Origin of the sequence: Nannocystis punicea, assembly GCF_026965555.1 — a bacterium.
In the GTDB taxonomy this organism is placed as follows: Bacteria; Myxococcota_A; Polyangia; order Nannocystales; family Nannocystaceae; genus Nannocystis; species Nannocystis punicea.
Window position 1 is genome coordinate 12,785,555 of sequence record NZ_CP114040.1, and the last position, 18,436, is coordinate 12,803,990.

The window sequence follows — 18,436 nt, forward strand, 5'->3', positions numbered from 1 at the left end:
GTAACATCGGCGAGCGATGGACGTGCGCGAGCTGTTTCCCGAGCGGGACGAGATCGACGAGGTGCAGGCGGCGGCGATTGCGGCGGTCGCCGCGCGGCTCGGGATGGAGCGCGAATGGCTGGCGGAGGACGACTACATCCACGAGATCGTCGGCGGGGCGATCGACGGTGAGCGGGTGGCGTGGGTCGAGCGGCGGACGAAGGACGACGGGGGCTGGGTCGACGTCGACTACTCCCTGCGCATGCGCGTCGGTGAGGTTTTGGTCCGTGAGTGGGTGGTCGACACGTACAACCCGTACTTCGGCTGCGACGTCGGCTACCTGCGCTGGTGGGGCGAGGCGGTGGTGATCGTCTATCGCGAGAAGCACCGCACGATCGCGTGCAGGCTGGGGCTTGAAGGTGCGCCGCAGCTGAGGGCGATCGGGGACGGCTGGACGGCGCTCGGCGACGTCCTGCTGCACGAGAGCGCGGCGCGCGGGCTGGTCGAGCGGCTGCAGCTGCCGGAGCTGCGGGCGGCGACACCCATGCCGGGGGAGCTGGCGAACGAGAGGATGTCTGTTGGAGCATGTTCTCGGGGACATGTCCTCGGTGAGTCGCCGGCGGCGCTGCAGCGGCAGATCGCGGCGGGGTTGCCCGAGGTCGCGGCGCCGATCGCCGAGCTGCTGGTCGGGGCGCTGGCGTATCGCTTCTGGGACCCGTTCCCGCCGCTGGCGGCGACCTACGAGGAGGCGTTCGACGACCACCGCTGGAACACGCCGTGCTGGTTGCCGTACTACCTGGTTTGCGCGAGCCCGGAGGCGGAGCGACAGGTGCTGCTGGCGCAGCTCGACGCAGTGGCGGCGCGACCGCCCGAAGCGTTCGCAGCGGAGGACAACGCCGCGGAGCTGGCTTGTCGCCACATCGCGGGGCGCTGCGCAGAGCTGGCCGCGGCGTGTCGCGCAGGGCGGCTGCCGAAAGGGGAGTCTTGCTACTTCTGGGTCGATTGGGCGCAGGAGGCCTTCGCGGGCGCGGAGGCGCTGTTCCCGGCGGGGATGTGGAAGGTGTGGCAGACGTTGCGCCCGCGGGCGCACGCGCTGCAGGCGTTCGGCGAGAGCAGGTGAGGCTGGACCACCGGAGCTGCGCTGGCGCGACGGGCGCCGGACAATCAGCGGATGTCCGAGCGGACATGTCCGAAGAGACTTACGCCGCGGGCGGCGTGAGGCTCTTGCGGTTGGCCGCGATCGCGGCGAGCACGGCCGGGCGGCAGCCCTCGCCGGCGTGCTCGTCGATGTGCAGCAGCAGCGCGCGGCGCATGCGGGGGTCCCAGAAGCGGCGGATGTGGCCGGCGATGCCGTCGCTGACGGCGGCGGGGTCGGGGTCGGACTCGAAGAAGGTGGCGATTTCGTTGGCCATCCTGACCAGCTTGTGCGCGTCCATGATCGCCTCCGTCAGTGCGAGTCGGTCCGGGGCAGGAGGGCGTCCTGCTCCTCGCTGAATTCGCCGAAGCGGCGCTGCCAGGTCGAGGCCGGCTCGCCGGTCGGGCTGACCTGCACCGCGGTGACCTTGTACTCGGGGCAGTTGGTGGCCCAGTCGGAGTTCTCGGTGGTGATGACGTTGGCGCCCGAGCCGGGGAAGTGGAAGGTGGTGTAGACGACGCCGGGCTGCATGCGCTCGCTGATCGTCGCGCGCAAGATGGTCTCGCCGGCGCGGCTGACGATCTTGCACCAATCGCCTTCCTTGATCCCGCGGTGCTCGGCGTCGTGCGGGTGGAGCTCGAGGCGGTCCTCGTGGTGCCAGGTGTTGTTGGCGGTGCGCCGCGTCTGGGCGCCGACGTTGTACTGGCTGAGGATCCGCCCGGTCGTGAGGATCAGCGGGAAGCGCCGGGTGACGCGCTCCTGGGTGGCGACGTACTCGGTGATGACGAACTTGCCCTTGCCGCGCACGAACTCGTCGATGTGCATGACCGGGGTGCCCTCGGGCGCCCGGTCGTTGCACGGCCACTGGATGCTGCCGAGCTGGTCGAGCTTGGCGTAGCTGACGCCGGTGAAGGTCGGCGTGAGCCTGGCGATCTCGTCCATGATCTGCGACGGGTGGGTGTACTGCATCGGGTAGCCGAGGGCCTCGGCCAGCGCGAGCGTGGCCTCCCAGTCGGCCTTGCCGGCCAGCGGCGGCGTCACCTTGCGGACGCGGGAGATCCGCCGCTCGGCGTTGGTGAAGGTGCCGTCCTTCTCGAGGAACGACGAGCCGGGCAAGAACACGTGGGCGAACTTGGCGGTCTCGTTGATGAAGAGGTCCTGCACGACCAGGCACTCGAGCGACTCGAGCGCGGCGGTGACGTGCTGGGTGTTGGGGTCGGACTGGGCGATGTCCTCGCCCTGGACGTAGAGGCCCCTGAACGAGCCGTCGATGGCGGCGTCGAACATGTTGGGGATCCGCAGGCCCGGCTCGGCGTCGATGTCGACGCCCCAGGCGGCGGCGAACAGGGCCCGCACCGCGGGGTCGCTGACGTGGCGGTAGCCGGGCAGCTCGTGCGGGAAGCTGCCCATGTCGCAGCTGCCCTGCACGTTGTTCTGGCCGCGCAGCGGGTTCACGCCGACGCCCGGCCGGCCGATGTTGCCGGTGACCATGGCGAGGTTGGCGATGCCCATGACCATGGTCGAACCCTGGCTGTGCTCGGTGACGCCGAGGCCGTAGTAGATGGCCGCGTTGCCGCCGGTGGCGTAGAGCCGCGCGGCGGCGCGGATCTCCGCCGCCGGCACGCCGGTGACCTCCTCGGTGGCCTCGGGCGCGTTGCGCGGGTCGCTGATGAAGGCCTTCCACTTGTCGTAGGCCGGCTGCTCGCAGCGCGTGCGCACGAAGTGCTCATTGTGAAGACCCTCGGTGACGACGACGTGGGCGAGGGCGTTGATGACGGCGACGTTGGTGCCGGGCCGCAGCTGCAGGTGATGCGCGGCCTCGACGTGGGCCGAGCGCACGAGGTCGATGCCGCGCGGGTCGATGACGATGAGCCTGGCGCCGGCGCGCAGGCGTCGCTTCATCTGCGAGGCGAACACGGGGTGCGCGTCGGTGGGGTTGGCGCCGATGACGACGATGACGTCGGCGTGCTCGACGGAGTCGAAGTCCTGGGTGCCGGCCGACTCGCCGAGAGTGGTCTTGAGGCCGTAGCCGGTGGGCGAGTGGCAGACGCGGGCGCAGGTGTCGACGTTGTTGTTGCCGAAGGCGGCGCGCACGAGCTTCTGCACGAGGTAGGTCTCCTCGTTGGTGCAGCGCGAGGAGGTGATGCCGCCGACGGCGCCGCGGCCGTACTTGGCCTGGATCCGCTTGAACTCGCTGGCGGCGTAGGCGATCGCCTCGTCCCACGAGACCTCGCGCCACGGGTCGCGGATCGAGCTGCGGATCATGGGCTTGGTGATGCGGTCCTTGTGGGTGGCGTAGCCCCAGGCGAACCGACCCTTGACGCACGAGTGGCCGTGGTTGGCGTGGCCGTCCTTGTTGGGGACCATGCGCACGACCTCGCTGCCCTTGACCTCGGCGCGGAAGGAGCAACCGACGCCGCAGTAGGCGCAGGTGGTGACGACGCTGTGGTCGGGCTGGCCGCGCTCGACGATCGACTTCTCGACGAGGGTGGCGGTCGGGCAGGCCTGGACGCAGGCGCCGCACGAGACGCACTCGCTGCTCTTGAAGTCGGTGTCGCCGCTGGCGATCTTCGACTCGAAGCCGCGACCCTGCAGGGTGAGCGCGAAGGTGCCCTGGACCTCCTCGCAGGCGCGGACGCAGCGCGAGCAGGCGATGCACTTGGCCGGGTCGAAGTCGAAGTAGGGGTTCGAGGTGTCCTTCTCGGCCTGCTTGAAATGGTTGGCGCCGTCGAAGCCGTAACGGACCTCGCGCAGGCCGACGACGCCGGCCTGCTCCTGCAGTTCGCAGTTGCCGTTGGTCGGGCAGGTGAGGCAGTCGAGCGGGTGGTCGGAGATGTACATCTCCATGACGCCGCGCCGCAGCTTGGCCAGCGGGTCGGACTGGGTCCGCACCTTCATGCCGGGCTCGACGACGGTGGTGCACGAGGCCGGATAGCCGCGGCGACCTTCGATCTGGACCAGGCACAGGCGACACGAGCCGAACGCCTCGAGCGACTCGGTGGCGCACAGCTTGGGCACGCGCACGCCGGCGTCGGCGGCCGCTCGCATCACCGAGGTGCCGGCCGGGACGGTGACGGCGCGGCCGTCGATCTCGAGGGTGACCTGCTCGCTGCTGTTCCGCTCGGGGGTGCCCGCGTCGGGCTCTTTGACGGAGTACATGGCTGATTCCTCCTGCGGCGCGTCAGCGCTGGAAGTCCTCGGGGAAGTGCTCGAGCGCGCTGAGCACGGGGGCGGGGGTGAGGCCGCCCATGGCGCACAGCGAGCCGTGGGTCATGGTGTCGCAGAGGTCGCGCAAGAGGGCGAGGTTGGGGCCGCGGCGCTCGCCCGTGCGAATGCGGTCGATGACCTCGACGCCGCGGGTGCTGCCGATCCGGCACGGGGTGCACTTGCCGCACGACTCGATGGCGCAGAACTCCATGGCGTAGCGGGCCATGAGGGCCATGTCGACGGTGTCGTCGAAGACGACGAGGCCGCCGTGGCCGATCATGCCGCCGGCGGCGGCGAAGGCCTCGTAGTCGAGCGGGACGTCGAACTTCGATTCGGGCAAGTAAGGGCCGAGCGGGCCGCCGACCTGGACCGCGCGCACGGGCCGACCGCTGGCGGTGCCGCCGCCGTAGTCGTAGATGAGCTCGCGCAGGGTGAGGCCGAAGGCCTTCTCGACCAGGCCGCCGCGCTTGATGTTGCCGGCCAGCTGGAACGGCAAGGTGCCGCGCGAGCGACCCATGCCGTAGTCGGCGTAGTACTGCGCGCCGCGGTCGAGGATGATCGGGACGCTGGCGAGGGTGATGACGTTGTTGATGACGGTGGGCTTGCCGAACAGGCCGGAGATCGCCGGCAGCGGCGGCTTCGGGCGCACCATGCCGCGCTTGCCCTCGAGGCTCTCGAGCATGGCGGTTTCCTCGCCGCAGATGTACGCGCCGGCGCCGCGGCGCAGCTCGATGTCGAAGCGGCGGCCGCTGCCGAGGACGTCGCGCCCGAGCCAGCCGGCCGCGCGCGCGGCGTCGATCGCCGCCAGCAAGGTGCGCTCGGCGTCGGGGTATTCGGAGCGGAGGTAGATGTAGCCGTGGTCGGCGCCGACGGCGAGACCGGCGATCGTCATGCCCTCGAGCAGGAGGTACGGGTCGCCCTCCATCAACATGCGGTCGCTGAAGGTGCCGCTGTCGCCCTCGTCGGCGTTGCAGCAGACGTACTTCTGCTCGCCCGCGGTGCCGGCGACGGTGCGCCACTTGATGCCGGCCGGGAAGGCGGCGCCGCCGCGACCCCGCAGGCCGCTGCGCACGACCTCCTCGACCACTTCGGCGCCTGTCCCCGCGGACAGAGCGGCCCGCAGCCCGCGGAGGCCGCCGTGCTCCTTGTAGTCGGCGAGGCTCAGCGGGTCGGTGACGCCGACGCGGGCGAAGGTGAGGCGCTCCTGGCTCTTGAGCCAGTCGAGGTCGTCGGTGCGGCCGTGCGCGAGCGGGTGAGCGCCGCCGCGCAGGAAGTCGGCGGCGAACAGCGAGGCGACGTCGGCGACGTCGACCGGCCCGTAGGCGACGCGGCCGGCGGGGGTGACGACCTCGACGAGCGGCTCGAGCCAGCACAGGCCGCGCGTGCCGTTGCGGACGATCTGCACCGGCTCGCCGCGGGCGGCGGCCTCGCGGGCGATCGCGGCGGCGACGTCGTCGGCGCCGACGGACCGCGCGGTGGCGTCGATCGGGACGTAGACGATGTGAGTCACGTGCGCTCCTCCGTGGGGGCGACGAGGGCGTCGACCAGGCGGTCGAGGCGCTCGCCGGTGAGGCGGCCGCGCAGCTGACCGTCGAGCAGGAGCGACGGCGCGGCGGCGCAGTTGCCGAGGCAGTAGACCGGCTCGAGGGTGACGGCGCCGTCACGCGAGGTCTCGCCGAACTTGCACCCGAGGCGCCGCTCGAGCGCGCCCGCGAGGGCCTCGCTGCCCATGGCCTGGCACGCCTCGGCGCGGCACAGCTTGAGGACGTGGCGCCCCGGCGGCTGGCTGCGGAAGTCGTGATAGAAGGTGACGACGCCGTGGACCTCGGCGCGCGAGAGGTTGAGGGCGGCGGCGACGCGGCCGATGGCCTCGGGCGGGATGTGGCCGAGGCGGTCGGCGATGCCGTGCAGGACCTGCAACAAACCGCCAGGCAGGTGCCCGCTCTGGGCCAGCGCCTGGTCGATCGCGTCGGAGCTCATGCTCGCGAATCTAGCGACTTCCGGGCCGAGCCCCAAACGCGGAGTGATCGCCGCCGCGTCAGCGAGTGATCCGGATGCCACCGCTGTACACGGTGAAGCGACCTTCGCGCACGAAGCCGAGCAGGGTCATTTCGGCCTCGAGGGCGAGCTCGACGGCGAGGCTCGACGGCGCGCCGACGGCGGCGAAGATGGGGATCTGGGCCATGAGGGCCTTCTGGACCAGCTCGAAGCTGGCGCGGGCGCTGACCAGCAGGACGGCGTCGGTCGCGGGCAGCTGGCCGGCGAGCAGGAGGGCGCCGACCAGCTTGTCGAGGGCGTTGTGACGGCCGACATCCTCACGCAGGAGACGAAGCTCACCACGGAGGTCGAACAGGCCGGCCGCGTGGATCCCTCCGGTCGCGGCGAAGGTCGCCTGCGCTCGCAGGAGCGCCCCCGGCAGGCCGGGGACCACCGCGGCGGCCAGCTGGGGGTGGCCCGGGGTCAGCGGGCCCGGGGGGCGCGCGCGCAGGCCGTCGAGCGAGGCGCGGCCGCACACGCCGCAGGCGGAGGTCATGACGAAGCTGCGCTTCGGGACAGCTTCGGGCAGGCGCACGCCGGCGGCGAGGTCGACGCGCACATGGTCTTCGGAGCAGGTGATGCCGGCGATCTGCTCGCGGCCGCGGACGACGCCCTCGGTGAAGAGGAAGCCGGCGGCGAGGTCGGCGTCGTCGCCGGGCGTGCGCATCGTCATCGACAGCCGGCGCGGCTCGGGGTCGTCGTCGGTGACGACGCGGATCTCCAGCGGATCCTCGACCGCGAGCAGGTCGCGGCGCGCGCTGACGTCGTCGCCGCGGTGCAGCACCGCGGCCACGGAGCGCGTGCGCGGGTCGGGCGTGGTCACTGCGGAAGGATGCCGAACTCGCGGCAGGCGGGCACGAAGTTCTCGTTCTTGTGGCTCGAGCGGCTCAGCTTGTAGAGCGCGAAGCGCTGCAGCGGGGCCAGCGCGGCCCACTGGGCCGGCGACAGCGCGACGCCCTCGGCGGCGGCCTTGGTGGCGACGTCGTCGGGGACGCGGGCGGTGTCGGCCCACGGCGGGGCGGGGTCGACGGCGATCCGCGCGGGCGGCTCGCCCATGCGCTGCTCGACCATGGCGACGACCGCGGCGTCGAAGCGGCCGACGGGGTCGGCGTGGACGGAGTCATCGAGGAGGGCGACGACGGCGCTGCGCTGCTCGGGGCCGAGCTTGACCCACTCCTTGAGCGAGAGCTTGATCCCGCACAGGTCGAGCTGGTGCCGCACGGCCATGGGAATGCAGCGGAGGTCGGTCTGGAAGTCGCCCTCGAAGGCGAACAGCGCGGGGTGATGCGGCACGAGCGGGAGGCTATCGCAGGCCCGCGGGCGACGCCAGCGAGGCGTGCGCGGCGCGGGGCGGGCGGCAGGCGGGCTCGGCGGTGAGAACCTGTCCTTTGGGGAATATGTCCTCGGGGACAGGTCGGCGGAGGCCGGCGCCGGGCGCCTGCGGGTGGAGGCCCGCCGGGGCGCGCGGGCGAGCGGCGAAATTTTTTTCGTCGGTGGCGCGTGAGAGGTCGAGGGCCCGCTGCTTAGGTGACCGGGCGGCGCGACGGGCCCGGTCCGATGCGCCGCCGGACGCCCGCGGGCGTGGGCGGGCGTCCGCGAGTCACACGCGAGGGGAGGGACGACATGCTCGCGGGGAGCACGATGGTGTGTCTCCACGACGGGATGCTCGTCTCCAGGACCCTGTCCATCGAAAGGAAAGCCATGGCGAACAAACAGCCCGGCGAGGCGCTGCAGGCGGAGGCCTTGCCGTTCTTCGCGCATCTCCTGAGCTCGCAGAGCGACCCCGCGGCCGACGGCGGCGGCACGAAGCCGGCGCCCACCTATCATTGCCTCGATTCGCCTTGCACGAAGAAGTACCCGAGCGACGACGACGAGTCGACGACCTGGTTCAGTGACAGCGACGGCTAGAGACGGACCGCGATCGAAGTGACGACCCGCGAGCGGGCGTGAGGGGCGAGGACTGGCGATGAAACGAGGAGCTCAAGTGTTGCTGCTGTCGCATCGGCAGGAGCCGTTCTGCACCGCTCGCGTCGCGGGCGCGCTCGAGAGCCGCGGCGCGCGGGCGCTGCGGCTCGACACCGATGATTTTCCGGAGGTGCTGCAGTTGAGCGCGGCGCTCGACGAGCGCGGAGCGCGGCTGCTGCTGGACGGGGAGGCGTTGCAAGTCGACGCGGTGTGGCTGTGGCGCCTGTGGCCGCCGAGGATCGACGCGCGGGTGGAATCAGGGCGGCGCCAGGCGGCGCAACGCGAGGCGGCGACCTGCCTGCGCGGGCTGCTCGACCTGCTGCCGGCGGCGCGGTGGATCGACCCGATCGAGGTGGTCCGCGCGGCCGAGAACAAGCCGCGGCAGCTGCGGCTGGCGCGGGCGCTGGAGCTGGCGATCCCGCCGACGCTGATCACGGCCGACCCGGCGGCGGCGGCGGCGTTCTTCGCGGCGCACGACGGGCAGGTGATCGCCAAGCTGCAGACGGCGCTCGACCTCTCGATGCGCGGCGGCGGGGGGCTGCCGACGCGGCGGTTGCGACCCGAGGACCTGCCGGCGCTGGCGGGGCTGCGCCACTGCCCGATGGTGTTCCAGCGCTGGGTGCCGAAGGCGCTGGAGCTGCGGATCGCGTGGGTCGACAAGCGGGCGTTCGTCGGCGCGCTCGACGGAGCGCAGTGCGGGGTCGACTGGCGCCACGAGTCGACGGCCGGGTGGCAGTCGTATGAATTGCCGGCGGAGGTGCACGCGAAGCTGGCGCGATTGATGGCAGCGCTCGGGCTGCGGCAGGGGGCGATCGACATGATCGTCACGCCCGACGGAGCGCACGTATTCCTCGAGGTCAACCCCCACGGCGAGTGGGGCATGCTGGAGCGCGACCTGGGGCTGCCGATCGCGGCGGCGCTGGCGGACGCGTTGCTGGCGAGTGAATGAGTGATTTTCTAAGGAGGGCGATCGTATGAATCGAATGGTGATGCTGGTGACCTGGTCGGGCGATGTCAGCGGGATCGTCCCGGCGATGCAGGAGCTGCTGGAGGCCCGCGGGGTCCGGGCGCTGCGGTTCGACACCGACGCGTTCCCGACCGAGCAGCAGGTGCGATTCGTTCATGACGGCGCGACCGAGGCGCTGCAGGTGCGCGACGGCGAGGTCTGGCGGACGCTGGCGCCGGACGACGCGATCTGGTACCGCCGCGCGCGCTGGGCCGGGAAGCTGCCGGCGACGATGGATAGACAGCTGCGCCACGGCTGCACGGTCGAGTCGGAGGCGTTCCTGCGCGGGGTGATGGCAGCGGCGCCCTGCTTCGTGATGGACCCGCCGGAGGCGGTGCGGGAAAACGGCCACAAGCCGTATCAGCTGAGCCTGGCCCGCCGGCTCGGGCTCGCCACGCCGCGCACTCTGGCGACCAATGACCCGGCGGCGGCGCACGCGTTCATCCGCGCGTGCCCGCACGGGGCGGTGGCGAAGATGCTGTCGGCGTTCCCGGTGTACGACGAGCAGGGCGAGGAGCAGGTGGTGTTCACGACGGCGCTCGCAGAGGACCACCTGGGCAAGCTCGAGGGCCTGCGCTACGCGCCGATGGTTTTCCAGGAGCGGCTGCAGAAGGCGCTCGAGCTGCGCGTGACCGTGGTGGGCAGACGGATCTTCGCGGCCGCGGTCGACTCGCAGCGGCAGCCGGGCGCGGAGGTCGACTGGCGCGAGCGCGGGGTGTCGCTGCTGCGCTCGTGGGTGCCGTACGACCTGCCGGCCGAGACCGAGCGGCGATTGAGCGAATATATGGAACGCATCGGGATGCAGTACAGCGCGATCGACATGGTGGTCGAGCCGGACGGGCGCCACGTGTTCCTCGAGGCCAACCCCGCGGGCGAGTGCTACTGGCTGCAATACAACAGCCCGCACTTCCCGCTGGCGCAGGCGCTGGTCGATGTATTGGTGGACGAGCCGGGGGCGCGACGGGCTAGCCGGCGGGTGGGGTGATTCATGGCGCGGGGCCCGCGGAGAGCTCGCCGGCGCCAGTGGGCGGAGGCGCTGCGCATGGCGTGGGACAGCTCGCCCGTCATCGCGGGGCTGTGGATCGCGGTGATGGGATTCGCGGCGATCCTGCCGCTGGCGATCGCGTACGTCGGCAAGGCGATCGTCGACGCGGTGGTCGAGCGCGCGCCCGGACCGGCGCTGACGTGGGTGGCGGTCGAGCTGCTGCTGATGATGCTCGTCGGCGCGGCCGGGCGCGGGTCGGGGGTGCTGCGCGGGCTGCTCGGCGTCCGCCTCGGCCTGCACGTGAACCTGAAGATCTTGCGCAAGGCGCTGACGCTCGAGCTGCTGCAATTCCAGGATCCAGAGTTTTACGATCGATTGACGCGGGCGCGCCGCGAGGCGTCGTCGCGGCCGCTGGCGCTGGCGGGCGAATTGCTGGGCGTCGGCGGGTCGCTGGTGACGCTGCTCGGCTTCGTCGCGCTGCTGCTCAGCTTCAGCCCGCTGGCGGTGCTGGTGCTGATCGCGGCCGGGTTCCCGGCGACCCTGGCGGAGCTCCGCTTCTCGCGCGAGGCGTTCGACCTGCGCCATCGCCGGACCACGGAGGCGCGCCGGCTCGGGTACCTCGAATACGTGCTGGCCAGCGACGAGCACGCCAAGGAGGTGATGATGCTCGGCCTCGGCCCGGCGCTGCTGGCCCGTTACGAGGCGGTGGGCGAGCGGCTCTGGCGAGAAGAGCGCGGCCTGTCGGTGCGCCGCACGCTGTGGGTGACGCTGCTGGCGCAGCTGGGGTCGCTGGCGTTCTACGGCTGCTATGCGCTGATCGTGTGGCGCACCGCGAAGGGGGAGCTCGGCCTCGGCGACATGACGCTCTACGTGCTGGCGTTCCGCCAGGGGCAGCAACTGTTTCAGGCGATCCTGCTCGGCGTGGGCTCGCTCTACGAGCACGAGCTGTACATGGCGAACCTGCTCGAGTTCCTGCACCGCGAGGGGAAGCCGGTGCGGCCGGCCTTGCCGATGATTGTGACGAATGGGGTGCGCGGCATTCGCTTCGAAGACGTCGGGTTCCGCTACCCGGGCCAGGAAGGCTTCGCGCTGCGCCACGTGGACCTGGAGATGGCCGCCGGCACGAGCATCGCCCTTGTCGGCCACAACGGCGCGGGCAAGTCGACGTTCATCAAATTGTTGACGGGGTTGTACGAGCCGACCGAGGGGCGGGTGCTGCTCGATGGGGTCGACTTGCGGCAGATCGATCGCGCAGACTTGCGGCGACGGCTCTCGGTGGTGTTTCAGGACTATAATCAATACCAATTCACGGCCGGCGAGAACGTCGGTTACGGGCGGCCGGAGGCGGTCGCGGACGCTGCGGCGATCGCCCGCGCGGTCGAGGACGGCGGGGCGCGGGCGGTGATCGAGGGGCTGCCGATGGGGCTGGAGACGCAGCTCGGGCGGTGGTTCCCCGGCGGGGTCGAGCTGTCGGGCGGTCAGTGGCAGCGAGTGGCGCTGGCGCGCGCCTTCATGCGCAGCGAGGCCGACGTGGTGGTGCTCGACGAGCCGACTGCGGCGCTCGACGTCGACGCGGAGGCGGAGCTGTTCGAGCGGGTGCGGGCGTCGACCGCGGGGCGGACGCTGCTGCTGATCTCGCATCGCCTGGCCAACGTGCGCCTGGCCGACTGGATCGTGGTGCTCGGGCCGCGCGGGGTGATCGAGAGCGGGACGCACGCGGCGCTGATGGCGGAGGGGGGCCATTACGCGGCGATGTTCCGCAAGCAGGCGCAGGGCTACGCGTAGCGGCTTGACCGCGGCCGACGAAGGGTGCGAGCTTGCCGGCCCATGCCGGACCTGGTCGACCTCGACAGCCTCCTCCGCGACAGCAGCTTCGAGGACCAGACCTTCAACGGGCTGGAGATGCAGGAGGCCGACCTCGCGGGCAAGGAGTTCGCGGGCTGCACGTTCGTCGGCTGCAAGGCGCAGGAGAGCCGCTGGCGCGGGGCCCGGCTCGAGGATTGCGTGTTCGAGCGCTGCGACCTGACGCAGGCGCGGCCCGCAGGGATGATCGCGGGCAAGCTGCAGTTCCGCAGCTGCAAGCTGATGGGCGTCGAATGGACGGAGCTCGGCCGCTTCGCCAGCCTGAGCTTCGTCGAGTGCACGCTGCAGTTCGCGTCGTTCCTGCGGCTGAGCCTGTGCCGCGCGGAGTTCGTCGATTGCACGATCAGCGAGGCGAACTTCTTCGAGGTCGATCTCGCCGAGGCGAACTTCCGCGGGTGCTCGCTCGCCGGCAGCGTGTTCCGCGGCTGCAAGCTGCGCAAGACCGACTTCTCCGCGGCGACCGGGGCGTTCGTCGATCCCTCCGCCAACGAGGCCCGCGAGGCGATCGTGCCGGTGGAGTCGGCGGTGCTGCTGGCGATGCACCTCGGGCTGCGCGTGGCCGGTTACTCGGGGCCGGCGGCGAAGTCGGAGCCGACGCGGTCCGGTCGCGGGCGGCGTAAATAAGCGGCCCTTGCGCGCGCGCGAGCGCGGGAAACTCTGCGCGTCGAAGGAGGATGGATCGAGGCGATCGCCGTCGAAGTCCGAGGCCGCGCGAGCAGACGTCGGGCGCGCGTGGACAGGGCGGTGGAGAGTTGATAAGCCTGCTGCGACGAGCGATGGGGCGGCGATCAGGAATTCTCGTGAGTGCGATCTTCGATCCCTGCGCGTCGTCGATGCGGCGAACCGTCGGGGGGAGGTGGGCGGCCGGTGTCCTGATTGGCGTCGCGCTGTCGGCCTGCGCCTCGCGGGCCGCGTCGGAGGCGACGACGCCGGTGCCGTCCGAGCCGCAGTCCGCCGCGCCCGTGGCGGTCGAGCCGACGCCGGACGCGCCGGCGGCCTCCGTCATCCCGGCAGATCCGTCCGAGCAGGTCGACTTCGAGCCGTCCGCGCTCGCCTTCGGCCGCTGCCGCAGCGACGAGGCGGACGGGGGGCCGTTCGTCGTCGGCCGCGACGCCGAGAGCTGGCGCGAGGGCGAGCCGTTGTGGGTGATGACGAACGCCGGCGGTGCGGTGCGGGGGGCCGCGGGGAAGCAGTTCGAGTACTGCGGCCCGGGGCTCACGCAGCCGACCGCGACGGGCTCGTCCGAGGAGACCTGCGTCAAGGCGGTGGCGGTCGTGACCGAGGGGCCGCTGCGCTGCGACGAGTCGCCCGGCAACGGGGCGGCGAGGCCGTTCACGAGCGAGCCGGGGCCGCAGCTCGACTACGTGTTCGCGTTTCATCGCCGCCACCGCCCGCCGACGCCGGTGCGGATGAACTTCGCGATGCGGGTCCACGCGGTGTGCCAGGATCCCGCGAAGGATTTCGACGAGCCGGGCGCGATGATCCCGGTGAGGGACGGGCCCTCGCCGATCGACAAATTTTTTGAGAAAGAGATCGCGGGGCTCGACAAGCGGAGCTGGCGGGCGGTGCGGGTCGAGCTCGAGGGGTCGAACGAGCCGCTGCACGTGCTGCACGCGGCCGAGCATCAGCGCAAGGCGAAGGTGGCGCAGTGGTCGGTGCTGCGGGAGAAGGCCGACGGCTCGGCGAGCGAGCTGGTGGCCAAGGCCGATCGCTCGTGGCCCGACTCGTTCCTGCTGCGCGACCACCAGTGCGGCCTGCCGTTCTCGCCGCCGCTGCCGGCGCTCGCGTTCATGCACGGGCAGAAGCTGCACTGGGTCACCGTCGAGGACGTGAACGCGAAGGCCATCGCGCGCGTGTGGGAGGTGGGCGACCAGCTGCGCCGCGTGGCCGTGCTGCCGGTGGCCCTGTCGTCGCCGAAGTGGTGAGCGGGCCGCGGGCGAATCGAGGTGGTGTTAGGGACATGCTCTTTGGAGCATGTTTGTAGAGACATGTGCGTTCTGACAGTGACCCGGCCGTCGCCGGAGCGGTGAGCATTTTAAAGAGACGTGACGATCAGGACATGTCTCTTCAAGCATGCGATCGTCGTCGCGGAACTTGGTTGCGTGAAACGCGCTGAAGTCTCATAGAATGGCGCTGCGGGCCGAAATTACTTTGACAAATTTTTTGTTCAAGCTACGGTACGGGCGTGCTCGACGTCGCCGTCATCGACGATCCGGCGGCCGCGACGGTGGCCCTCGACCCCGTCCGCGGCCGACTGCTGGCCGAGCTCGCCGAGCCCGCTTCGGCGGCCAACCTGGCCGCGCGGCTGGGGATCCCCCGGCAGAAGGTCAACTACCACCTGCGCGCCCTCGAGGCCCACGCGCTGGTGCGAGAGGCGGAGCAGCGGCGCTGGGGCGGGCTCACCGAGCGGCTGTTCGTGGCGACTGCGAGCTCGTACGTCGTCTCACCGGGGGCGCTGGGGCCTCTCGCGGCCGATCCGGCGCGCGCGACGGATCGGCTCTCGGCCGGCTATCTCGTCGCCCTCGCGGCTCGGGTCGTGCGCGAGGTGGGAGCCTTGTGGCGACAGGCGGTCCGCGCCGACAAGCGGCTGGCGACGCTCTCCATGGACGCCGAGATCCGCTTCGCCTCGCCGCGCGAGCGCGCGGCCTTCACCGAGGAGCTCACGCGGGCGATCACGACGCTGGCCGCCCGCTATCACGATACTTCGGCGCCGGGCGGGCGTGACTATCGATTGATCGTCATGGCTCACCCCCGGCCCGCGGAAGATGCACGAAAGGATCGACATGCCAGTCAAGAATGACGCCGAGAAGAGATGGGTCGAGCTCGAATTCGTGGTGCCGGGGACGCCGGAGCAGCTCTGGCGCGCGATGGCCACGGGGCCGGGGATCGGCGCGTGGTTCACGACGACGACGGTCGACGAGCGGGTCGGCGGAGCGATCGAATTCGACTTCGGCGGCGGCGCGGTGTCGAAGGGGGTGGTGACGCGCTGGGAGCCGCCGTTCCGCTTCTGCTACGAGGAGCGCGGCTGGAACGGCGAGGCGCCGCCGGTGGCCACGGAGATCACGATCCGCACCCGCGCGGGCGAGCAGTGCGTGGTCCGAATGGTCCACAGCCTGTTCACCAGCGAGGACTCGTGGGACGACGAGCTCGAGGGCTTCGAGTCCGGCTGGCCCGGCTTCTTCGAGGTGCTGCGCGTGTACATGCGCCAATTCGCCGGTCAGAAGGCGAGCTCGCTCCGCGTGACGAGCTCGCACGCGGGGACGCCGGCCGAGGCGTGGAAGAGCCTGAGCGCGGGGCTCGGTCTGGCAGGGGCCGACGTCGGTGAGCAGCGCGAGGCCCCGAGCGAGGCGCCGAGCCTCGCCGGCACGGTCGAGCGCGTGCAGCAAGGCGGCGAGGTCTTCGAGCAGATGCTGCGCCTCGAGCGGCCCGGGCCGGGGGTGGCGGCGATCGGGACGTATCGCCACGCGGGCAGCGCTCGCGTCGGGGTGAGCATTTATTTGTACGGGGAGCAGGCGGAGGCGACGGCGGCCGAGGCCCAGCGGCGCTGGTCGGCGTGGATGGCCGAGCGGTTCCCCGCGCGCGAGGCCGAGGCGAAGGCGTAGCGACGCCTCGTCGCGCACACCGTCTATTCGCCCCACTCGGTCGCGCAGGCCGCGGATGCACAGTCGCACAGCGGCGGCGCCGGCGGCTTCACGCCGTCGATGCACACAGTGCCGAATTCCTGCGGCTCGGCGCCGACTGCCGATCGTGCGCCGAGGGGGCCGTCGAGGTAATTGCCGTTGCTCGCACAGCCCATCTCGAGAAGCTCTGCGGCGTCCACGTCCGCACGCAGGCTGAACTGCAACGAATTTTCGTCGTTGCAGTGATTGCCGCAACCCAGCAGGGTGTCCTCGAGGCCTGCCTCGCAACGACCGACCACCGACTCGACGGCGCAGGTGGCCGGGTCGGCGAAGGTGACGACCTTGGCCCAGCCGCAGCGGATGATGTATCCGCCGTCCCCGAACAGCAACGGTTCACGCGCAGTGCACGTCGCCTCGTCCGTGGCCGCCAGGCAGCGGTTCCTCAGCGCCACCAGGCAGTCCGCCGCGAGGAAGGGTGAGCTGAGGTCCATGCATTCCACGGGCGTCTCCGTCGTCGGCGTCCCGTCGGTGGTCGTCGGTGCGCCGGTGTCGAGGCTCGTGGTCGTGGGCGCGCCGGTGCTGGTGCCGGTGGTCGCGTCGGTGCTCGCCGGGCCCGTGGGCTGGCACGCGGCGACGAATGCGAGCACCCGGAGCGAACGACCGTGGAGGGTGAAGCGACCGGCTTGGTCGCGGTTCGGAGGGAGTTTCGAGATCTCTTCGGTCATTGCGGTTGCGTGCGAGGCGACAGCTGGCGGGAGCGGCGGCGGGGAAGGGCTGCGAGCATCAGCAGCAGCCACGCGGATCGGCCGTCGCCGTCGGTCGCGCAGCCGCAGCCGTCGTCACCGGTCGCGGGGGCGCCGCTGTCGGTCGCGCCGTCGCTCGTGCTCGGGGCGGAGGTGGAGGTGGAGGTGACGCCGTCGCTCGTGCTCGAGCCGGTCGTCGGTGACGCGCCGGTGTCACCGGTGCCGCTGTCCTCGCCGGTGGTCGGGGCGCACGCGGGGTCGCCGTCGCCGTCGCAGTCGTTGTCGATGCAATCGTCGGGATCTTCGTCCGCGCCGGGCCAGCGGGCGGGGTCGGCGTCGTCGCAATCGCCGGCGCACAGGAGGACGCCGTCGGCGTCGGCGTCGACCTCGTCGGCGGGGATGGTCTCGTCGCAGTCGTTGTCGCGGCCGTCGCAGATCTCGGTCGCGCCGGGGTGGCTGGCAGGGTCGTCGTCGTCGCAATCGTCGCCGCCGCAGGCGACCGCGTAGTGCCCGTCGGCGTCGGCGTCGACGCAGGTGCAGTGGAGCCCCGCGGCGGCGAGGCCATCGATGAGGCCCCACCCAGCGTCGTTGTCGGGGGCGTCGGGTTGCGTCGCGGTGGCGCGCAGCAGCGCACGCATGCCGGCCGGATCGAGGTCGGGGTAGGCCTCGAGCAGCAGGGCGGCGATGCCGGCGGCGAGCGGGGTCGAGAGGCTGGTGCCCTGCGACATCTCGTAGGCGACGAGGCTGTCGGAGCGGGCCATCCACACGTCCTGGCCCGGCGCCACCAGGTCGGGCTTGATCCGGTCGTCGGCGGTCGGGCCGCGCGAGGAGAAGGGAGTGACGACGCCGTCGAAGTCGGTGGCGCCGATGGCGATGACGCCGTCGACGTCCGCCGGCGCGTCCAGGGTCTTCGGCTGCGGCCCCTGGTTGCCCATGGCGGCGAACATGATGAGGCCGTTGGCGACCGCCACGTTTGCGGCCTGCGAGGCGACGGCGGTCTTGCCGTCGAGCTGCTGGGGCTCGTACCAGTCGGAGTAACCGAGCGAGGCGGTGAAGATGTCGGCGCCCATGCCCTCGATCCACTCGAGGCCGGCGACGTAGTAGTCCTCCTCGAAGGGCTCCTCGACGTCGATGCGCTCGGTCTTGGCCAGAATCACCGCGACGCCGGGGGCGACGCCGGAGAAGACATCGCCGTCGTCGGCGACGATCAGCGAGAGGACGCCGGTGCCGTGGTGGTGCTGCCCGGGGGTGTCGCCCTCCTGGTCGGCGACGACGTCGTCGCCCTGCACGAAGTCGCGGGCCGCGAGCACCTGCACCTTGGAGAAGGCCTGGTGTTCGAGCAAGAAGCCGGTGTCCTGCACGCCGACGACCACGCCGGCGCCGGTCAGGCCGCATTCGTGCAGCTCCGGGACGTGCAGCGCCGAGAGATGCGGCCAGGACAGGCCCTTGGCCTGCGAGGTCGGCGATTCGTCGGTGACGGGCAAGGGGTGCTCATGGCGCCGCGTCCGCGCCACCGGCCGCGTGCGAGTGACGAAGGGGAGGCGAGCGATCGCGGCCCGCTGGGCGGCGTCGGCGTCGACGCTCACTGCATTGAGCCAGCGCGAGGTGGCACGAATCCGGGCGCCGGTGGCCGCGACCGATTGTACATAGGCGGACGCGGGCGGGAGGTCGCGGACATCGACGCCCCGATCGCCGCGGACCCGTGCGCGCCGGCGCAGGGCTCGCGGCGCGAGCTCCTGCTCCTGCCGCACGAGGGCCGCCTCGAGGTCGGCCGCCGCGACCTGCTTGTCTTCAAAAAAGATCCACGTCGGCGGCTCCACCAGGTTGGTGACGATGGCTAGCGCGGCGATCTGCAGCATCTCGACGTCCTCTTCCTCGCGCGGTCATTGTCGCTGG

At 71.5% G+C, this 18,436-nt stretch carries 17 protein-coding genes; 9 read left to right on the forward strand and 8 right to left on the reverse strand.

Features of this window, described 5'->3' with window-relative positions:
• The first annotated feature begins 16 nt into the window (after positions 1-16).
• Positions 17-1,099, forward strand: a complete 1,083-nt coding sequence (locus O0S08_RS49290) for a hypothetical protein (RefSeq protein WP_269036518.1) — start codon at positions 17-19, stop codon at positions 1,097-1,099.
• Positions 1,100-1,178: 79 nt separating this feature from the next.
• Here O0S08_RS49290 and O0S08_RS49295 read toward each other — a convergent pair whose 3' ends face one another.
• The 6 genes from O0S08_RS49295 to O0S08_RS49320 are packed head-to-tail and all read right to left on the reverse strand — an operon-like array spanning position 1,179 to position 7,585.
• Positions 1,179-1,415 carry a formate dehydrogenase subunit delta gene (locus O0S08_RS49295; RefSeq protein WP_269036519.1) on the reverse strand — a complete coding sequence of 79 codons (237 nt, stop codon included), beginning with the start codon at positions 1,413-1,415 and terminating at the stop codon, positions 1,179-1,181.
• Positions 1,416-1,426: 11 nt separating this feature from the next.
• Positions 1,427-4,273 (reverse strand): formate dehydrogenase subunit alpha, encoded by a 2,847-nt coding sequence (fdhF, locus tag O0S08_RS49300; protein WP_269036520.1) that lies wholly within the window; start codon positions 4,271-4,273, stop codon positions 1,427-1,429.
• A gap of 22 nt (positions 4,274-4,295) precedes the next feature.
• Complete coding sequence (locus O0S08_RS49305) at positions 4,296-5,831, reverse strand: formate dehydrogenase beta subunit (RefSeq protein WP_269036521.1); 1,536 nt, start codon at positions 5,829-5,831, stop codon at positions 4,296-4,298.
• Complete coding sequence (locus O0S08_RS49310) at positions 5,828-6,301, reverse strand: formate dehydrogenase subunit gamma (RefSeq protein WP_269036522.1); 474 nt, start codon at positions 6,299-6,301, stop codon at positions 5,828-5,830. Before O0S08_RS49310 ends, O0S08_RS49305 begins: the two co-directional genes overlap by 4 nt.
• A gap of 58 nt (positions 6,302-6,359) precedes the next feature.
• On the reverse strand, positions 6,360-7,181 hold the full coding sequence (locus O0S08_RS49315) for a formate dehydrogenase accessory sulfurtransferase FdhD (protein ID WP_269036523.1): 822 nt from the start codon (positions 7,179-7,181) through the stop codon (positions 6,360-6,362).
• The gene (locus tag O0S08_RS49320) at positions 7,178-7,585 is read right to left on the reverse strand and encodes a nitrate reductase associated protein (protein ID WP_371879588.1); all 408 of its coding nucleotides are present in this window, start codon (positions 7,583-7,585) and stop codon (positions 7,178-7,180) included. The genes O0S08_RS49315 and O0S08_RS49320 overlap by 4 nt, the downstream gene beginning before the upstream one ends.
• A 474-nt stretch (positions 7,586-8,059) precedes the next feature.
• Here O0S08_RS49320 and O0S08_RS49325 point away from each other — a divergent pair, with 474 nt between their 5' ends.
• The 8 genes from O0S08_RS49325 (at position 8,060) to O0S08_RS49360 (ending at position 15,779) form a co-directional block, all read left to right on the forward strand.
• A complete protein-coding gene (locus tag O0S08_RS49325; RefSeq protein ID WP_269036525.1) occupies positions 8,060-8,266 on the forward strand; it encodes a microviridin/marinostatin family tricyclic proteinase inhibitor in 207 nt (68 codons plus the stop codon).
• A 76-nt stretch (positions 8,267-8,342) separates the two neighbouring features.
• A complete protein-coding gene (locus O0S08_RS49330) occupies positions 8,343-9,272 on the forward strand; it encodes an MvdC/MvdD family ATP grasp protein (RefSeq protein WP_269041923.1) in 930 nt (309 codons plus the stop codon).
• A 25-nt stretch (positions 9,273-9,297) separates the two neighbouring features.
• Positions 9,298-10,314 (forward strand): MvdC/MvdD family ATP grasp protein, encoded by a 1,017-nt coding sequence (locus O0S08_RS49335; protein ID WP_269036526.1) that lies wholly within the window; start codon positions 9,298-9,300, stop codon positions 10,312-10,314.
• Positions 10,315-10,371: 57 nt separating this feature from the next.
• Positions 10,372-12,099, forward strand: a complete 1,728-nt coding sequence (locus tag O0S08_RS49340; RefSeq protein WP_269036527.1) for an ABC transporter ATP-binding protein — start codon at positions 10,372-10,374, stop codon at positions 12,097-12,099.
• A 42-nt stretch (positions 12,100-12,141) separates the two neighbouring features.
• On the forward strand, positions 12,142-12,801 hold the full coding sequence (locus tag O0S08_RS49345; RefSeq protein ID WP_269036528.1) for a pentapeptide repeat-containing protein: 660 nt from the start codon (positions 12,142-12,144) through the stop codon (positions 12,799-12,801).
• A 176-nt stretch (positions 12,802-12,977) separates the two neighbouring features.
• Positions 12,978-14,102, forward strand: a complete 1,125-nt coding sequence (locus O0S08_RS49350; protein WP_269036529.1) for a hypothetical protein — start codon at positions 12,978-12,980, stop codon at positions 14,100-14,102.
• 260 nt (positions 14,103-14,362) lie between these two features.
• Entirely contained in the window at positions 14,363-14,977 is a 615-nt protein-coding gene (locus tag O0S08_RS49355) for a helix-turn-helix domain-containing protein (RefSeq protein WP_269036530.1), read from the forward strand.
• Positions 14,961-15,779, forward strand: coding sequence for an SRPBCC family protein (locus tag O0S08_RS49360; protein ID WP_269036531.1), 819 nt, complete (start codon positions 14,961-14,963; stop codon positions 15,777-15,779). Before O0S08_RS49355 ends, O0S08_RS49360 begins: the two co-directional genes overlap by 17 nt.
• A gap of 23 nt (positions 15,780-15,802) precedes the next feature.
• On the opposite strand, the gene O0S08_RS49365 is transcribed toward O0S08_RS49360, so the two are convergent.
• Together O0S08_RS49365 and O0S08_RS49370 are read right to left on the reverse strand one after the other, a co-directional pair.
• Positions 15,803-16,444, reverse strand: coding sequence for a hypothetical protein (locus O0S08_RS49365; RefSeq protein WP_269036532.1), 642 nt, complete (start codon positions 16,442-16,444; stop codon positions 15,803-15,805).
• Between the two features lie 74 nt (positions 16,445-16,518).
• Positions 16,519-18,399 carry a S8 family serine peptidase gene (locus tag O0S08_RS49370; RefSeq protein WP_269036533.1) on the reverse strand — a complete coding sequence of 627 codons (1,881 nt, stop codon included), beginning with the start codon at positions 18,397-18,399 and terminating at the stop codon, positions 16,519-16,521.
• Between the last annotated feature and the right edge of the window lie 37 nt (positions 18,400-18,436).